The organism is Nocardia sp. NPDC057455, from assembly GCF_042802775.1.
Classification (GTDB): domain Bacteria; phylum Actinomycetota; class Actinomycetes; order Mycobacteriales; family Mycobacteriaceae; genus Nocardia.
Genome location: NZ_JBHVDM010000133.1, coordinates 1 through 14,014 on the forward strand (window position 1 = coordinate 1; position 14,014 = coordinate 14,014).

A 14,014-nucleotide genomic window follows, 5' to 3' on the forward strand; every position below is an offset into this window, starting at 1 on the left:
TGCAACTGCTCGGCGAGCGGCTCGATCGCGCCGCCGACCAAGGGCACCTTCACCTGCACGGTGCCGACGACCTCGATCTCGGATCCTTCCGCGGTGGAACGGATCTCGTAGGAGCCGGACATCGCGGTGTTGATGCCGCCGGTGGTGGCCTCGAAGGTGCCTTTGGCGACCTCGCCCGCCAGCGGCTGCCAGTTGTCGGTGCGGGAGAACGTGAGTTCGCTCTTCAAAACCTTGCGGACCAGCGCGGGTACCTTGTCTTCGGCGGCCTTTTCGGTCATCTGGATGCGAATGGTGCCCGCGCCGTCGGGATGCGACACCTCCAGCGTCGCGGTGGGTGCGCCGGCGAAGCGGGCCCGCCAGACGTCGTCGGTGGTGAGTGCCCGGTGGAGATCTTCGACCGGGACTGCGTACGGCACGGTGAAGCTGAATTTTCGGGACATGGCCGCCACCGTAGCCGAGCCGATCGGTAGCCTGTGGCGGTGTCGGAAACCAGCCAGTCCAAGGGGCGGCCGATCCGCCTGCGGCGGGCCGGGATCGGGGTGCTGATCGCCGCGACGGCGGTGAGCGTGCTCGTCGGGCTGCTGGTGCTGGCCGCGTGGCGCAACGATTATCTGATCAGCTCCGACAAGGGCAGCACCACGGCCGAGGTGCTTTCGGCGGGGCGGCTGCGCTCGGCGGTCATGTACGTCACTCCGGACGGTGAGACGCATAATCCGAAGGTCGGCGTCCTATATCCGACGAACCTGACCGCGGGTGAGCGGATTCGCGTGGAATACAGCCGCAGCGATCCCGACCTGGTGCGCGTGGAAGGCCGCGACGTGCGGGTCGCCGTTCCACCCGCGTTGTCGGTCATCGTGGTGGTGTGGCTGCTCGCGCTGCCCGCGCTGTGGCTCCTCACCCGCCCGAACCGGCGTGGCCCCACGCTGGTGAGCTGATCCGCGCGACCCGACAGTTCGCCGGATCTTTCCGTGCCCTTCACCTCGGTGTGGCGACGCGGCGCGATACACCGGTCAGGCTGGGAACGTGCGTGTAGCGATCGTCGCGGAGTCGTTTCTGCCGAATATGAACGGCGTCGTCAACTCCGTGCTGCGGGTGCTGGAGCACTTGGAGCGGCACGGGCACGACGCCCTGGTCATCGCGCCCGACACCCCGCGCGGGCAGGCTGCCGCGCCGCGCGAGTATCACCGTTTCCCGGTCCATCGAGTGCCCGCGGTCATGGTGCCGAAGATCAGCTCGCTGCCGGTCGGGCTGCCGCAGCCGGGCATCGTCTCGGCCATCGACGACTTCGACGCCGACGTGGTCCACCTGGCCTCACCGTTCCTGCTCGGCGCGGGCGGACTGGGCGCTGCGCTGCGGCTGGACCTGCCGACCGTCGCGGTGTATCAGACCGACGTCGCGGGCTTCGCCAAAAGTTACGGGCTCGGGCTGGCCAGCCGTGCCGCGTGGGCCTGGACCCGGCGCATCCACGAGGGAGCCACCCGCACGCTCGCACCGTCCCGGGCCGCGGCGGAGGACCTGGCCCGGCACGGCGTCCCGCGCGTGCACCGGTGGGGGCGTGGCGTCGACATCGCGCGGTTCACGCCCAACGCCCGCTCCGCCGAGCTGCGCGACGCCTGGCTCGCCGGTCGCGACCGCCTGCTGGTGGGCTTCGTCGGCCGGCTCGCGCCGGAGAAGCACGTCGAGCGTCTCGCTGTGCTCGGAACCGACCCCGACGTCCAGCTGGTGATCGTCGGTGACGGGCCGGAACGCCGACGGCTGGCCCGGATGATGCCGACCGCGGTGTTCACCGGCGAACTCGGCGGCGACGAGCTGGCACGGGCGTACGCCAGTCTCGACGTCATGGTGCACGCGGGCGAGCACGAGACGTTCTGTCAGGGGGTGCAGGAGGCGCTGGCGTCGGGAGTTCCGGTGATCGGCCCCGACGCGGGCGGTCCACGCGACCTGATCGCCCACTGCCGTAACGGTTATCTGCTTCCGGTGGATCGGTTCGGCGAGCTGCTGCCCAGTGCTGTCGGGGCGCTACACGATCCGCTGCTGCGAACCCGGTTCGCCGGAGCGGCCAGGAAATCGGTGCTGTCGCGGACCTGGCCCGCCATCTGCACCCAGCTGATGAGCCACTACGCCGAGGTGTGCGGCACCCGGATCTCGTTGCCACATACGGCCTGAACCGCGCTCGAGCGTGACGGAAGTATCCCCGCGCCACGCTCGGTTCGTAACAGACCGCGAGTTAGGGTCTTGGCGTGGCGAAAACGCAATCGAACCGGGCTTCCTTGGACAAGCAGCCGCACGAAGTCGCGGCGATGTTCGACGGCGTCGCCCGGCGATACGACCTGACCAACACCGTGATCTCGGCGGGGCAGGATCGCTACTGGCGCTGGGCGACCCGTAAGGCGCTGGCGCCGCGGCCGGGCGAGCGGCTGCTCGATCTCGCCGCGGGCACGGGTGTATCGACGCTGGAGCTGCAGAAATCCGGCGCCTGGTGCCTCGCCGCCGACTTCTCCAAGGGCATGCTCAGCGCGGGCCGGTTCCGCGAGGTGCCGATGGTGGCGGCCGACGCGATGGCGCTGCCGTTCGCCGACGACTCCTTCGACGCGGTGACCATCTCGTTCGGGCTGCGCAACGTGGCCGACACCGACCTAGCGCTGCGCGAGATGCTGCGGGTCACCAAGCCCGGCGGCAGGCTGGTGGTGTGCGAATTCTCCGCGCCGGTTCTCCCGGTGTTCCGCACGGTCTATCTGGAGTACCTGATGAAAGCGCTGCCCAAGGTGGCGCGCGTGGTGAGCAGTAACCCCGACGCCTACGTCTACCTGGCCGAATCGATCACGGAGTGGCCCAATCAGCGCAGGTTGGCGATGCGGATCGCGGCGAACGGGTGGTCGTCGGTGAAGTGGCGCAACCTGACCGGGGGCATCGTCGCCCTACACCGGGCCTACAAACTCGGCTGATCCGGAGACCCCGGTCACACCTCACCGCCGGATTCGAGCACTGTGAGGTGGAATGTCACCTGGCGATAACGCGGGGTAAATCCCGCGCAATCGGCAGTCCGCATGATCGAAGGCATGTCCGACCCAGCGACCGGCCACAGCGACGGCACAGCCCGAACGGCGTGCTCGTACTGCGGCGTGGGCTGCGGGATCACCGTGACGACCGCCGCGGATGGCGCTGGGAAACCGGTCATCGCCAAGGTCAGCGGCGACAAGCTGCACCCGTCCAACGCGGGCAGGCTCTGCACCAAGGGCGCGACGCACGCGGAACTGATGCGCACCACGGGACGGATGGAGACCGCCTACCGGCGCTCGGAGCGCGGTCAGGTCCCGGTGCCCTTCCCCGTGGACGAGGCCGTACACGAAGCGGCCACCCGGCTTCGCGCGATTCTGGACGAGCACGGTCCGGACGCGATCGCGCTCTACGTCTCGGGGCAGATGTCGCTGGAGGCGCAGTACCTCGCCACCAAGCTCGCCAAGGGTTACCTGCGTACGGTGCACATCGAGGCGAATTCGCGGCTGTGCATGGCCGGCGCGGGGACCGGGTACAAGCAGTCGCTCGGCGCGGACGGACCGCCCGGCTCCTACGACGACTTCGAGCACGCCGACCTGTTCTTCGTGATCGGCGCGAACATGGCCGACTGCCATCCGATCCTGTTCCTGCGAATGGCCGACCGGCTCAAGGCGGGCGCGAGACTCATCGTGGTCGACCCGCGCCGCACCGAGACCGCCGCGCGCGCCGATCTCTTCTTGCAGATCGCCCCCGGCACGGATCTCGCGCTGCTGAACGGGCTGCTGCATCTGCTGGTCGAAGGCGGCCACATCGACGAGGAGTTCATCGCCGAGCACACCGATGGCTGGGACGCGATGCCGGAGTTCCTGGCCGACTATCCGCCGCAGCGGGTGGCGGAGATCACCGGGCTGGCCGAGGACGACATCCGCACCGCCGCCCAATGGATCGGCGAGGCCGGCGAATGGATGTCGCTGTGGACGATGGGACTCAACCAGTCCACCCACGGCACCTGGAACACCAACGCGCTGTGCAACCTGCACCTGGCCACGGGGGCGATCTGCCGTCCCGGTAGCGGGCCGTTCTCGCTCACCGGGCAGCCGAACGCGATGGGCGGCCGCGAGATGGGGTACATGGGTCCCGGTCTGCCCGGCCAGCGCAGCGTGCTGTCCGCGGAGGATCGCACGTTCGTGGAGACCGTGTGGGAGCTGGAGCCCGGCACGCTGCGCACCGAAGCCGGCCCCGGCACCGTGGAGATGTTCCGCGACCTGTCCGAGGGCGCGATCAAAGCGGCTTGGATCATCTGCACCAATCCAGTGGCCACCGTCTCGAACCGCAAGACCGTGATCGCGGGCCTGGAAGCCGCCGAACTGGTGATCGTCCAGGACGCCTACACCGAGACCGCGACCAACGCCTATGCCGACCTGCTGCTTCCCGCCACGCTGTGGGCCGAGGCCGAGGGGGTGATGGTGAATTCCGAGCGCAATCTCACCCTCATGCAGCAGTCGGTCCCGCCCACCGGCGACGCGCGGCCGGACTGGCGGATCATCGCCGACATCGCCACCGCCATGGGATTCCCCGGTTTCGACTTCGTCTCCAGTGCCGAGGTGTTCGACGAGATCAAGCGCTTCGCGAATCCAGCGACCGGCTACGACCTGCGCGGCGTGAGCTATGAGGCGCTGCGTGACGGACCGATGCAGTGGCCGTGCGCCGAGCCGGAGCGCAGGCGTAATCCCGTCCGGTATCGCAACGACGGTGTCAGCCAGACGCTGTTCGTCGACCCGCACGGCCACCAGCCCAGGCTGGCCTTCGCCACGCCCAGCCGCCGCGCGGTGTTCTGGCCGCGGCCGCATCTGCTGCCGGCGGAGATGCCGGACGCCGACTACCCGTTCCTGCTGAACACCGGCCGCTTGCAGCACCAGTGGCACACGATGACCAAGACCGGCAAGATCGGCAAGCTGACCAAGCTCACCGGCGAGCCGTTCGTCGAAGTGCATCCGGCCGACGCCGAGCGCCTCGGCCTGCGCGCGGGCGATCAGCTCGAGATCGCCTCGCGCCGGGGCCGCGCGGTGCTTCCGGTGCAGGTCAGCGACCGAGTGCGGCCGGGCGATTGCTTCGTGCCATTCCATTGGAACGACGAGCAGGGCGAATACCTGACCATCAACGCGGTCACCAACGACGCGGTGGATCCGGCCTCGCTGCAACCGGAGTTCAAGGCATGCGCGGTGGCATTGCGCCGGGTGGCCGCCGTGCCGCGGCCCGAGATTCCCGCCGCGCTGCCCGCGGCGCAGGCGGCGCATCCGCTGGCCGCCGTGCTCGGGCTCGACAGCGGCACCGCCCCCACGCTCAGCGAGACAGAACGGATCTATCTGAGCGGATACCTGGCCGCGCTGCAAGCGCTTCCGGTGAACGGTCAGCCGGTGCTCCCGGACGCGGCGCCGATGTCCGCGCACAGCAGGCTGTGGGTCGACGGGCTGCTGGCGGGAATGTATTCCCGTGGTGCGGCGGCCCCGGCTCCCGCGGGGGACCAGGGTGCGCCGACCCGTCCGATCACTGTGCTGTGGGCCTCGCAGACCGGCACCGCGGAGGAATTCGCGGCCGCCGTCTCGGCCCACCTCGCCGGGCAGGGTTTCGAGCCGCGACTGCTGGACCTGGACTCCTGTGACCTCGGCGCGATCCGGGGCGACGTACTGGTGGTCAGCAGCACGTTCGGCGACGGAGGGCCGCCGGACAACGGAGCCGATTTCTGGGATCGCCTGACCGGCACCGTCGTGCGGCTGACCGGTGTGCGCTACGCGGTGTTCGCCCTCGGCGACTCCTCCTATGACGACTTCTGCGGCTACGGCCGCAAACTCGACGAGAAATTCGCCGAGCTCGGTGCGACCCGGTTGCTTCCGCGCGTCGACAGTGAACCCGACTACGAAGACGCGGCGCAGCGCTGGCTCGATGACGTGCTCGCCGCGTTCGGCGACGAAAAGCCCGCCGATCCGCCGGTGCGCGGCGCGAGCGGCCCGGGCGGCTCCACGCCCCGTGGCGGCGGGGTCGCGACTCTGGAGATGCCGACTGCCGCACCGGCGCTCGGGCGCACCCGTACGGCCTCCGCGCCGTTCACCCGCACCGCGCCGCTGCGTGCTCCGCTGCTGCGCAACGAGTTGCTGTCGGCCGAAGGATCATCGAAAGAGGTGCGCCGCTTCGGGTTCGATCTGCGCGGTCTGGACGCGGCGTACGAGGTGGGCGACTCTTTGGGCGTCCGGCCGGTGAACAGCGCCGCGTTGGTCGCCGAATGGCTGGACGCCACGGGGCTGGACGGTCGCCGGGTAGTCGAGATCGACGAGCGTGACATCGCGCTGTCGGAGGCGCTGCGCACGCACTACGACATCACCAAGGTCGGTCAGGATCTGCTCGGCTTCCTCGCCGAACGCAACCACAGCGGCAAACTGGCCAAACTGCTGCGCCGGGACAACCGCAACGAGCTGGCGAATTACTTGTGGGACCGGCAGGCCGTGGACGTGCTGCGCGACTTCCCGATCCGGGCCGATCTGGTGGAGTGGCTCGGCACGCTGAAGAAGCTCCAGCCACGCCAGTATTCGATCTCGTCGAGTCCGCTGGTCAGCCCGGATGAGGTGGAGCTGACCGTCGGCATCGTGCGCTACGGCGACCCGGCGGCCACCGGTTCGGCGGCGCGGCGCGGCGGAGTGTGCTCGACCTTCCTCGCCGATCGCGCGGCCGCCGATCCCACCGACGCGGCGGTGCCGATCTTCCTGCAGCGCGCACCGCATTTCCGTCCTCCGGCCGACCCGGCCGCACCGATGATCATGGTGGGCCCGGGCACCGGCATCGCGCCCTTCCGCGGGTTCCTGCAGGAGCGCAGGGCCCTCGGCTGTACCGGGCGCAACTGGCTGTTCTTCGGCGATCAGCATGCGGCGCAGAACTTCTACTACCGCGCCGAGCTGGAGGACATGTTCCGTTCCGGCTTCCTGACCCGCCTCGACCTGGCCTTCTCTCGTGACCAGCGGGAGCGGATCTACGTGCAGCACCGCATGATCGAACACGGCGCCGAGCTGTGGTCCTGGCTGCGCGAGGGCGCCCATTTCTACGTCTGCGGCGACGCCAGCCGGATGGCCAAGGACGTCGACGAGGCACTCCTGCGAATCGCGCGCATCCACGGCAAGCTCGACGAGGACGGGGCGCTGGCCTTCAAGAAGCAGCTCATCGCCGAAAAGCGCTACGTCCGCGACGTCTACTGACGGCGGTATCGGGCAGTGACAGAGCAATCAGCGCTGCTCAGCCGGGAGGAGATGCTCGCCGTGGATGCGCCGACATACGACGGAATGATTTAATCCATCGTCCGTGCCGGGGTGGGGGAAGGGCGGGATCGCGGAGGACACTTCGCGCGGCCCGACCATATCCCCCTGGCATCCGAGCGGATCGACGGCTTCGGCTCACACCGCGGGCGGGTTCAGGCGGGTGAAGTCCGGGAGGCGGTAGTACGGGTAGTAGGGGTAGGGCGGAGTGGTGGCGCTCGCTTTGTCCAGGCGGGCGATCTGGTCGGCGTCGAGTTCCCAGCCGATCGCGCCGAGGTTCTGGCGTAGCTGCTCCTCGTTGCGGGCGCCGACGATGACGGTGGCGACGGTGGGGCGGCGCAGCAGCCAGTTGAGGGCGATCTGCGGCACCGTCTTGCCGGTTTCGGCGGCCAGCTCGTCGAGGACGTCCACCACGTCGTAGAGCTTCTCCTGGTCCACCGGCGGACCGGCCTCGACGGTCCGGTGCAAGCGGCTGCCTTCCGGGAGTGGTTGTCCGCGACGGATCTTGCCGGTGAGCCTGCCCCAGCCCAGCGGGCTCCACACCACCGCGCCGACGCCTTGGTCGCGACCCAGCGGCATGAGCTCCCACTCGTAGTCCCGCCCGACCAGCGAGTAGTAGACCTGGTGCGCGACGTACCTGGTCAAACCGTTGCGTTCCGCCGCGGCAAGAGATTTCATCAGCTGCCACCCCGCGAAGTTCGACGCGCCGACATAGCGGATCTTGCCGGCGCGCACCAGATCGTCCAGGGCCGCGACGACCTCTTCCACCGGCGTGCCCGCGTCGAAGGCGTGCAGCTGGAACAGATCGATGTAGTCCGTGCCCAGCCTGCGCAGCGACGCCTCCACCGCGCCGATCAGCCTGGCCCGCCCGGAACCGGCGTCCGCACGGCCGGGGCCGGTCGGCAACGTCGCCTTGGTGGACAGCAGCACCCGATCACGCCTGCCCTTGACGGCGGCGCCCAGCACCTCCTCGGAGGCGCCGTCGGAGTAGACGTCGGCGGTGTCGAACATGCTGACGCCCGCGTCCAAGCTGATGTCGACCAGCCGTCGCGCCTGTTCGGCGTCGGTGTCACCCCACGCGCCGAACAGTTCACCCCGTCCGCCGAAGGTGCCCGCGCCGAAACTCAAGGCCGGGACATGCAGACCGGATTCGCCGAGCCGCCGGTACTCCATCTGTGTGTCCACCATCCGAACGTTCACTGGGCGGCCCTCCTAAGGGGTCTATAGTTCCATTAACACCTCGGACGGTACACCCGTTCGCGATTAAATGAAACTGGAGTGCCGTTATGGAGTCGGAAGAGGCCACCCCCGGATCGGTTCGACCCGGAGGACGGACCGCGCGGATCCGCGCCGCCGTCCTGCGAGCAGCGGGCGACCTGCTGGCCGAACGCGGGTTCGCCCATCTCGACCTCGGTGAGGTCGCGGCGCGCGCCGAGGTCGGCAAGACCACCGTCTACCGCCGCTGGCGCACGCCCACCGGCCTGATCGCCGACCTGCTGACCGACATGGCCGAGCAGTCGCTGCCACACGTCGACACCGGATCGCTGCTAGGAGATCTCACCGCCAACGCCCGCCTGGTCGCGAAAACGCTGTCCGATCCTCGCCAGGGCAGGCTGTTCCGCGCCGTGATCGCCGCTGCCACCTGCGACGAGTCCGCCGCGGCCGCCCTGCGGCGCTTCTACGATGTGCGGCTCACCGAGTGGTCGGCGTGCGTAGCGGCCGCCGTCGCGCGCGGCGAAGCACCGGAGCGCACCGACGCGCGCGCCGTACTGTCCGCGGTGTCGGCCCCGCTGTACTACCGGTTGCTGGCCAGCGGCGACCCGATCGACGACGCCGCCGCGGCGACCGCCGCCCATGCCGCGGTCGATGCCGTGATCGCGGGCACTTTCGTGCTCACCGATCCGTCGCGCGGCTAGCCGAGCACCGCGCCCCCGACGTTCGCGGCCCAGTCGGCGCGGCGACCGGTGTAAGCGAGCATCCGTGCCAAAGCCGGCGCATCCGGCGCGACCGGCACCACCGGCCCGAACAGACCGGGCACCCCTTCGGCCGGGGTCTCGCGCAGCATGTCCAGCAGGATCGCCAGATGACCGGCGTCGCAGGTGAAGGGCTGCCCCGTGGCTTCGGCGAGATCCCAGCCGTGCACCACCACCTCGTCCAGGGCGATCCTGGCCATCACCGGGGCCGGCTCGCTCACCCCGCCCGCCTCGGTCACGCCATCCCAGGCCGCGGGCTCCCGCCACGCCGCCACCAAAGCATCGAGCTGGGCCGGAACGCGCTCGCGCCAATCCTCCGGCAAGGCGCGCCGCACGGGCGGAGCCGGCGCGACCGAACCACCGACGGCCTCCTTGGTGGCCGCCTGACGAAACGCCTCGGTCAGATCGAGCACGTGCGCGAGCAGATCGCGCACCGTGGTGTCGGCGCACGGTGTCGGCGCGGTGAGCTGGTCGTCGGTGATTCGGCCGACCACGGACGACAACGCGACAGCGGCCGGTTCGAAATCGAATTCCGGATTCATCGAATCTCCTGAGCCGGGGACATGTTCACCCATGCAGACGTCCCAGCCGTGCGGAATTCATCGGTCCCGAGGGAACCTGCCGCCGAATAGCGAGAAGCGCTCCGGTCAGCTCTTCGAAGCGATGCGGTCGGTCTGTCCACGATGCACCTCCAGCGCGGTGTGCAGGAAGTCGAGGATCAGCGCGAGCTGGTCGGAGTCGTAGCGACCGAGAGCCTGCGCACCCGCCCTGCCGACCGGCTCGAAGATCCGCTCCGCCACCTCGTGCGCGGCGGCAGTGGCGGCCACCAGCACACGGCGCCGATTGGCCGGATCCTGACCGCGTGTCACGAATCCCGCCCGCTCCAGTCGATCGATCACCGCGGTGGTGGCCGCGGGGCTGAGTCGCACCGCCGCACTCAATTCACCCGCGGGCAGCGGACCACGGCCGAGCACCACATCGAGGCATCGCATATCGGTGCGGTGCACGCCGAGGTGCGCGGCGACCGCCTCGTCGAAGACGTCGAAGCTCTGCTGGAGCAACCGCAACTGGGCGCCGATGGCACCGATGAGTTCTTCTTTCGACATTCGAAGCTTTCTGTTATCGTATATTTCGATTGTCGAAATAATAGCACGGACAAGGACGCTGCCATGAACGACACCGCCACCGACGACACCGAGATCCGCACTTTGTTCCGGGACCTCATGCAGGCGTGGACCGAGAACGACGCCGAGGCCTACGCCGGACATTTCACCGCCGACTCCGACTATGTGTCCTATGACGGCACCCGCGCGATCGGCCGAACGGAGCACCAGCGCAATCACGACAAGCTCTTCCGAGGCGTGCTGGCAGGCTCCGCATTGGTCGGCGACCTGGAGTCGATTCGCTTCGTCACCCGGGACGTGGCGATCCTGCACGGCACGGCGTCGGTACTGATGCCGTGGCGGTCGCGGCTGCCGAAGCGCAGGCGATCGCGCCAGACGCTGGTGCTGGTCCGCACATCCGAGGGCTGGCGGATAACCGCTATCCACAATGGCAGGGTCAGCCCGGTGACGGTCCCTGAACCGGATTCTTTTCCCGCCGAGATGTCTCGACTGATGGGCCGCATCGCACGCGGACTCGGAGTTGGAGTGCGCCGGCCCGCTCGGTAGCCGCGCGCGGAACCGCGCCGTCTCGACCGGCGCGCGAGGCTCGCCCAGCGCCGCCGTTACGTACTCGTAGCGGCGAAATGCGCTGGAAAAGCGGATAATTGGTAGATGAAGGGTGATCGGGTGGAGATCGTCGTCGACGTCGGCGACGGATCTCGCAGCTACGAGATCGCGGCTACCCGGGCGGGGCGGCGGGTCGAGGTCAGGATCGCGCGTGGCGTGGTCGAAGTCAGCGAAGTGACACGATCGGGGACGGCCGTGCGGACCGCGCGGTTCATGGCCGGGCGCACGCTCGCGCTGGTCGAACACCCCGCCGATGCCACGGCGGCGCAGGCCGGCGAAGAGCGACAACGCTGACGCGAAACACTTGCCGTCCGCCCCGACCACGGGCACCCTCGATGCGGTCGGAGTCGATCGTCCGCCTCGATTGCGGCGTCCCGCGACGGGTATGCCTATCGAGAGGTTCACGCGGAGAGGAGCGCACGATGTCAGATCCCCTTGCCGACGCGGTCCCGGAGGCCGATCTCGCCGAGCAGTCCGTTCCGGCGTATCCGGAGGAGCCGGTGCTCGCCGACGACCTGCCGGAGCAGGACGACGCCGTCGGACGGGCGATTCCCGAGCGCGACGTTTTGGAGGCGAACCCGGCGGACGTGCTCGAACAGTCCATCGTGGTTCCCATGGATGACGACCCCGACGACGAATTCGGCTACTGACCGTAAGGCTCAGGGCTGGATCTTCGCCCGCACCGTCGCGTGCAGTTCCCGCAGGCTGGACCGCTCGGTGGCCACCTCGAGCACACGCATGCCATGGGCGTGCCCGGTCAGCTCGACGGCCAACTGCTGCGGGTCCACCTGCCGGTGCGGGATGCGATAAGCGGCGCACAAGGCGGCGAGATCCATGCCGTGCGGAGTGCCGAAGACCCGCTCGAACACGCCCGCGTACTGCGGGTCGCCCTGCTCGAGCAGCTCGAAGATGCCGCCGCCGTCGTCGTTGGCCACGACGATGGTCAAGTCGGCCGGCCGCGGTTCGCCGGGGCCGATCAGCAGACCGGACGCGTCGTGCAGGAACGTCAGGTCGCCGATCAGCGCGATGGTGCGACCCTCGTGGTGCAACGCGGCGCCGACCGCGGTGGACACCGTGCCGTCGATCCCGGCCACGCCGCGATTCGACAGCACCTTGATCCCGGGCCGCGGATGCGATACGAGCGCGGCATCCCGCACCGGGTTGGAAGCGCCGAGCAGGAGCTGATCGCCGTCGCGCAACGCGTCCATCACAACCGCGGCGACGTGCAGCCCGGTGGGTTTCGGATGCCGCGCGAGTTCGGCGCGCACCACCTGGTCGGCTTTCGCGTTCAGCTCACGGCAGTGCTCCAGCCATCGCGCGCTGGGGACGCCGCTGGTGACCGCGCGCGTGCCGGTGCCGACCACGTTGCCGGACACGTCGGGCCAACGCGGACCGGTGGTCAGCGCGTAGACCCGGACGTCCGGATCGGCGAGCACCCGCGAGACCTGCCGGTGCAGGGTCGGGCGGCCGGTGATGATCGCCTGTTTCGGCCGCAACAGCGACAGCACCAGCGGATGCAGCGCGGGACCGTGCATGGGGGCGGTGGGCTCGGCGACGGTGGGCAGATCCGCCAACTCCGGCCGCAACCCCGCGCCGTGTCCGGAGATCACGACCGTGTCCGGCGTGAGGTCGAGATCGAGCGGCACGTCCAGGGTCGCGTACTGGGTCTCGGTCCAGGCGCACTCGCCCGCGCGACCGGGGGGAGCCGACTCGCCCGGCGCCAGGTCGGGGACCAGTGGCTCACGCAGCGGGACATCGAAGTGCACCGGCCCCGCGTTGCCGGAGCGGGTGCCGCGCGCCGCCGCCAGCACCCGGCAGACCGCCGATCGCCACTGGCTGTTCTGCCGGTCGTAGGAGGAATGCGCGGCATCACCCGCCTCCTCCTCCGCCAGACCGAGCGAGATGGTGGCGCGGACCTGGCTGCCGAACAAGCCGAGCTGTTCGATGGTCTGATTGGCGCCGGAGCCGAGCAGTTCATAGGGCCGGTTGGCGCTGAGCACCACCAGCGGGACCCGGGCGTAGTTCGCCTCGAGCACGGCCGGTCCGAGGTTGGCCACCGCGGTGCCCGAGGTCATCACGACCGGGACCGGGAGCCTGCTCGCGAGCGCGAGTCCGACGGCGAGGAAACCCGCCGTTCGTTCGTCGATCCGCATGTGCAGCCGCAGCCGCCCGGCCGCGTCGGCAGCCTGGAGGGCGAAGGCCAGCGGAGCGTTCCGGGAGCCGGGGCACAGGACGACATCCCGCACGCCCCCGCGCACGAGTTCGTCGACGACGACCTGCGCTTGTGCTGTAGACGGGTTCACGCCTCCAGACTGGCAGACAGTCAACTAGAAGTCGCTGTCGGGAGGCTCGCTATCACATTGTGTCATCGGACACTGCCTCCGGACGCGACGGTGATTCGCTCCCGAGGGACCGCCGAGTTCGCGCGGCTGGGCTGACATTCGATCGGACCGCGGAGGGGTCGCTATCGATCGGCGCTCGGTCACGATCCACGAAGAGGTCCGCAACACTCGTGCTTCGTAGGCGCGGGACAAACACCACCCACGTCCGAGCACCGACCACGTCCGCGACCACAGGGCCAGCAGTAATCATTCGGACGCGCCCGTCACGAGGCAGGCTCAGATCGTAGCCCTGCTTCTCACTCGACCACGCCGCTCAGCTCCCGGTTTCGAGCGAAGCGAGACCGAGCACTGCCTGTCCGCGGCCCAGCTCACCCCGAGTGACTCTGGGCATGCGCCGAGCCCGGTCCCCCGCGATTCGCTCGCAGCCCCGAACTCGTGTCGTTTTCGCCAACGGCTCACCCCCCGAGTGACCGTGAGCGTACGCCGAGCCCGGTCCCCCGCGATTCGGTCGCAGCGCCGAACTCGTGTCGTTTCGCCCCGACACGCGCGAAGGAGCGAGCGGCCCGCGCCACCGCGACCGCGACCGCGAACCAAGGTGGTGAGGTCACCACCCGACGCGATCACACCAGCTCGACCCTGGGTTTCGAGCGCAGCGAGACCGAGCATGTTCC

At 69.4% G+C, this 14,014-nt stretch carries 13 protein-coding genes; 8 read left to right on the forward strand and 5 right to left on the reverse strand.

Features of this window, described 5'->3' with window-relative positions; translation table 11 throughout:
- Positions 1-440 (reverse strand): DUF2505 domain-containing protein (locus tag ACFU5M_RS32165; RefSeq protein WP_379054959.1); only part of this gene is annotated, 440 nt, incomplete at its 3' end.
- Positions 441-479: 39 nt separating this feature from the next.
- Here ACFU5M_RS32165 and ACFU5M_RS32170 point away from each other — a divergent pair.
- From ACFU5M_RS32170 to ACFU5M_RS32185, 4 genes are all read left to right on the forward strand, one after another.
- Entirely contained in the window at positions 480-935 is a 456-nt protein-coding gene (locus tag ACFU5M_RS32170; RefSeq protein WP_379054961.1) for a DUF3592 domain-containing protein, read from the forward strand.
- 88 nt (positions 936-1,023) lie between these two features.
- A complete protein-coding gene (locus tag ACFU5M_RS32175; protein ID WP_379054963.1) occupies positions 1,024-2,166 on the forward strand; it encodes a glycosyltransferase family 4 protein in 1,143 nt (380 codons plus the stop codon).
- 74 nt (positions 2,167-2,240) lie between these two features.
- On the forward strand, positions 2,241-2,945 hold the full coding sequence (locus ACFU5M_RS32180) for a demethylmenaquinone methyltransferase (protein WP_379054965.1): 705 nt from the start codon (positions 2,241-2,243) through the stop codon (positions 2,943-2,945).
- A gap of 114 nt (positions 2,946-3,059) precedes the next feature.
- Complete coding sequence (locus ACFU5M_RS32185; RefSeq protein ID WP_379054967.1) at positions 3,060-7,241, forward strand: molybdopterin-dependent oxidoreductase; 4,182 nt, start codon at positions 3,060-3,062, stop codon at positions 7,239-7,241.
- Between the two features lie 195 nt (positions 7,242-7,436).
- Here ACFU5M_RS32185 and ACFU5M_RS32190 read toward each other — a convergent pair whose 3' ends face one another.
- Entirely contained in the window at positions 7,437-8,471 is a 1,035-nt protein-coding gene (locus ACFU5M_RS32190; protein ID WP_379054983.1) for an aldo/keto reductase, read from the reverse strand.
- A gap of 113 nt (positions 8,472-8,584) precedes the next feature.
- Between ACFU5M_RS32190 and ACFU5M_RS32195 the strand changes: the two genes are divergently transcribed.
- Positions 8,585-9,214: a TetR/AcrR family transcriptional regulator C-terminal ligand-binding domain-containing protein gene (locus tag ACFU5M_RS32195; RefSeq protein WP_379054969.1), complete on the forward strand. Its 630-nt coding sequence runs from the start codon at positions 8,585-8,587 to the stop codon at positions 9,212-9,214.
- Here the strand turns inward: ACFU5M_RS32195 and ACFU5M_RS32200 are convergent.
- Positions 9,211-9,813, reverse strand: coding sequence for a TIGR03086 family metal-binding protein (locus ACFU5M_RS32200; RefSeq protein ID WP_379054971.1), 603 nt, complete (start codon positions 9,811-9,813; stop codon positions 9,211-9,213). The two genes, ACFU5M_RS32195 and ACFU5M_RS32200, sit on opposite strands and share 4 nt — an antisense overlap.
- Before the next feature lie 105 nt (positions 9,814-9,918).
- Positions 9,919-10,377: a MarR family winged helix-turn-helix transcriptional regulator gene (locus tag ACFU5M_RS32205; protein ID WP_379054973.1), complete on the reverse strand. Its 459-nt coding sequence runs from the start codon at positions 10,375-10,377 to the stop codon at positions 9,919-9,921.
- Between the two features lie 63 nt (positions 10,378-10,440).
- Between ACFU5M_RS32205 and ACFU5M_RS32210 the strand changes: the two genes are divergently transcribed.
- The 3 genes from ACFU5M_RS32210 (at position 10,441) to ACFU5M_RS32220 (ending at position 11,651) form a co-directional block, all read left to right on the forward strand.
- Positions 10,441-10,941, forward strand: coding sequence for an SgcJ/EcaC family oxidoreductase (locus tag ACFU5M_RS32210; RefSeq protein ID WP_379054975.1), 501 nt, complete (start codon positions 10,441-10,443; stop codon positions 10,939-10,941).
- Between the two features lie 105 nt (positions 10,942-11,046).
- Complete coding sequence (locus tag ACFU5M_RS32215) at positions 11,047-11,295, forward strand: hypothetical protein (RefSeq protein ID WP_379054977.1); 249 nt, start codon at positions 11,047-11,049, stop codon at positions 11,293-11,295.
- Between the two features lie 128 nt (positions 11,296-11,423).
- Complete coding sequence (locus tag ACFU5M_RS32220) at positions 11,424-11,651, forward strand: hypothetical protein (RefSeq protein ID WP_379054979.1); 228 nt, start codon at positions 11,424-11,426, stop codon at positions 11,649-11,651.
- 9 nt (positions 11,652-11,660) lie between these two features.
- Here ACFU5M_RS32220 and menD read toward each other — a convergent pair whose 3' ends face one another.
- Positions 11,661-13,304, reverse strand: coding sequence for a 2-succinyl-5-enolpyruvyl-6-hydroxy-3-cyclohexene-1-carboxylic-acid synthase (gene menD / locus ACFU5M_RS32225; RefSeq protein WP_379054981.1), 1,644 nt, complete (start codon positions 13,302-13,304; stop codon positions 11,661-11,663).
- Between the last annotated feature and the right edge of the window lie 710 nt (positions 13,305-14,014).

What these genes read in the sequence shown, in the direction of transcription:
- ACFU5M_RS32185 (WP_379054967.1), top strand. Translation starts at nt 3,060, where the DNA reads ATGTCCGACCCAGCGACCGGCCACAGCGACGGCACAGCCCGAACGGCG.
- ACFU5M_RS32190 (WP_379054983.1), bottom strand. Translation starts at nt 8,471, where the DNA reads ATGGAGTACCGGCGGCTCGGCGAATCCGGTCTGCATGTCCCGGCCTTG.
- ACFU5M_RS32195 (WP_379054969.1), top strand. Translation starts at nt 8,585, where the DNA reads ATGGAGTCGGAAGAGGCCACCCCCGGATCGGTTCGACCCGGAGGACGG.
- ACFU5M_RS32200 (WP_379054971.1), bottom strand. Translation starts at nt 9,813, where the DNA reads ATGAATCCGGAATTCGATTTCGAACCGGCCGCTGTCGCGTTGTCGTCC.
- ACFU5M_RS32205 (WP_379054973.1), bottom strand. Translation starts at nt 10,377, where the DNA reads ATGTCGAAAGAAGAACTCATCGGTGCCATCGGCGCCCAGTTGCGGTTG.
- ACFU5M_RS32210 (WP_379054975.1), top strand. Translation starts at nt 10,441, where the DNA reads ATGAACGACACCGCCACCGACGACACCGAGATCCGCACTTTGTTCCGG.
- ACFU5M_RS32215 (WP_379054977.1), top strand. Translation starts at nt 11,047, where the DNA reads ATGAAGGGTGATCGGGTGGAGATCGTCGTCGACGTCGGCGACGGATCT.
- ACFU5M_RS32220 (WP_379054979.1), top strand. Translation starts at nt 11,424, where the DNA reads ATGTCAGATCCCCTTGCCGACGCGGTCCCGGAGGCCGATCTCGCCGAG.